Origin of the sequence: Streptomyces sp. CB01881 (assembly GCF_002953255.1) — a bacterium.
GTDB lineage: Bacteria > Actinomycetota > Actinomycetes > Streptomycetales > Streptomycetaceae > Kitasatospora.
Genome location: NZ_CP026498.1, coordinates 968,863 through 971,526 on the forward strand (window position 1 = coordinate 968,863; position 2,664 = coordinate 971,526).

Genomic DNA, 2,664 nt, shown 5'->3' on the forward strand with positions numbered 1-2,664 from the left:
CAGTAGGTCGAGGGGTGAAGGGCTCGTAGGAGGCGTGCCGGATGCCGGCGGCGATGTTGGTGTGTCCGGCGGTGCGGAGCATGTTGATGGCCAGGTTGCGAAGGGTCGCCATGTTTTCGGGTCCGTGGGCGGTGCGGATTTTCGAGGTGTCCTCGGCGAAGGTGGTGTCGCGGACGAAGTGGAGCCGGTTCTCGATGGTCCATTGTGACCTGGCGAGTTGGCCCAGGCGCTGGGGCGATGCCTGCTGGGAGGTCAGGTCGGTGATCGCGTAGACGGTCTGGCGGCTGACGGTGCCGGTGGCGAGGTCGGTACGGTGGCGCAGGATGCGTACGGCCTGGGCGGCGTGAGGGAACTCCAGGCCGAGGCCGGTGACGGTGAGGGCTCTGGTCACCCGGGTTTCCCGGCGGCCGTGGCCGATCTCGCGGTCGTAACGACGCGCGGTGACGTTCTTCCAGGGTAGTGATCGCAGTCGGCGGTGCAGTTCGGGCTGGTTGGCCTTGACCACCAACAGGTAGTGCGCCTTCTTCTCGTCCACCAGGAAGCGCGCGTGGGCGCGCTGGGTGTGCAGGGCGTCGGCCGTGACCGTGACCCCTGTCAGGTCGAAGGGCTCCAGTAGCGCGGCGAAGCAGGTGATCTCGTTGGTCTTGTCGGGGACCCGCAGCTGGGTGACGGTGCGGCCGTCGCCGGTCATCGCGGCCAGCAGGTGGGCGGCGGGCGACTCGCTGTGCCGGGAGCCGCGGGCGGTCTTGCCGTCCACGGCCAGGGTGTCCGAACCGGCAGGATCAGCGCCGGTCAGATCGGCCAGTCCGCCGGGGCAGACCAGGCCGACGACCCGCCGGATCGTGGCGGCACTCGGTGCGACGCGCACGCTCAACGCCCCCACGACCCGGGCACCGAGGCGGGCCAGGGCGTGCTGCGGCGCGTTGGCGGACCACTGGCCGATGGCCGTATACGAGCGTGCGCCGGCGACAACCGCGGAGGCGGCAACCAGCAGCACCGCCACGAACGGGTGACGCACTCCTCGACGCCGACGCGGATCGGGCAACAACCGCAGCCGCTCCATCAGCGACAATCCCGCCATGTCCTCCGGAGCCGGCGACTTGATCAGGCAGACGGTGGCAGACTGACGACACATCGAAGCTCCGGTGGTGCGAGGCGACTTGGGAAGGTCACCCCGTTCAACCGGAGCTTCGATGCGTTCGTGACGGCCCGGCCAGCACTCCTCGCGCCGCCGCGGCCTGCGGACTCACATGGTCACCGGGACTTTGAAACGCCCCTGGGCTCTCCACCCAGTGGGCCGCCCTCGAACCCGACCGGCTCACCACCGCCCTGAACGGCAAGCACGTCGATGCGGAACTGGTCGACTGGCTGGAGGACACCAGCGCCAAGCTGACCGCCCTACCTACCGAACAGCGCCAGCACACCGCGAAACTGATGGACGCCCAGCTGGACACGGTGGCCTCCGAGATGGAGCCGAACCCGCCCGGCAGGTATACCGTCCGGCCGACGGGCAGCACGCGCTTCAGCTCCGCCGCGACGGCGCCGTCCAGGCCGTCCTTGGGATTGAGCAGCAGCGGCCCTCGCTTCGCCTTCGCCAGCGGAATCGCACTCACCGCGTCATGCCAGGCGTCGAACCTCGCGACCACGGCGGATTCCGCCGCGTTTCCCGACGCCGCCTCCTTCGAGCGCCAGTACTTCCTAGACGCGTTGACGGACGTCTCCGCTGCAGACGCACCAGAGACCCGCGCAACATCCACCGGCTTGGTACTGGCAGCGAAGGGCATGATCCGGAAGGCCTCCATCCAGAGGTTCTTCCCTGTCGTTCCGATCTCCTGCCGGACCACGCCGCGGTTGTCCAGCCGCTGCCAGCCAACGCTCTGGACGTGCCCGTCGGACCGGTAGTAGTTCGAGTTGCTGCCACCGAAGGTCAGGGCCTCCAGGGACGGCCCCGCCGCACCGACCTCGCCGACCAGCAGCTTGCCACCGCTCTGTACCGAGGGAACTCGCCCGTACCCTTGCCAGCCGATTCCGGACCAGTGTGCACGAACCTCCAGGAGCGCGTCAGCGGGCGCGGACGCCCAGGCGAACTCCACCGCCTCGATGGGCTCCGAGCGGCCGGTCCATCCAGCGAACTGCTCGGAGGTACTGCCGACCCATGGACTCCACCCCAGGTTTCGCACATGCGCCCGGTACGCCAGCGCCCGCCCGCCGGCGGCAGCCGACCCGATACGGGAAACCTCAACCCGGTCCTCCTGGGTGAGCGCCACAGCCCTCGGCTCGCTTGTGCCTCCTTCGGTCGTAGCTACGGCCCGACCCGGCCCAAGACACGCCATCAGGAGCCCAGCCACTATGGCCGGAACCAGACGGGACCCTCCCTTTGATACGAAGGCACGCTTCGATCTCTGCATGACTGCCCCCCGAGTTTGCATGCGCTCCACTTCCCCCACCATGACTATCTCTTTTGCGTATATTTACTTTGCGGATCATGCTAGCCATGCTCTAGCCCCTGTCAATCCCGTGCCTCCGCTACATTGCTGCACCCTGATCGGTAGCTATTTAGCTTGATTTTTATGCTGTCGCCGCGATCTTGGCGAGGTGCGCTTCGAGCGTGGGTTCGCGTTTGACGGTCTTCCCGACGTCGTAGCGGGGTGCCGGCCTGCGGTT

2 protein-coding genes are annotated in these 2,664 nt (G+C 67.8%); both read right to left on the minus strand.

Going from position 1 to position 2,664, the window contains the following annotated elements; all coding sequences use genetic code 11:
• Window positions 1-1,135: ISAs1 family transposase (locus tag C2142_RS04455; RefSeq protein ID WP_241002375.1), on the minus strand; the 1,135-nt coding region annotated here is incomplete at its 3' end.
• A 43-nt stretch (window positions 1,136-1,178) separates the two neighbouring features.
• Window positions 1,179-2,267, minus strand: coding sequence for a cell wall-binding repeat-containing protein (locus C2142_RS04460; protein ID WP_162002403.1), 1,089 nt, complete (start codon window positions 2,265-2,267; stop codon window positions 1,179-1,181).
• Window positions 2,268-2,664: the final 397 nt, after the last annotated feature.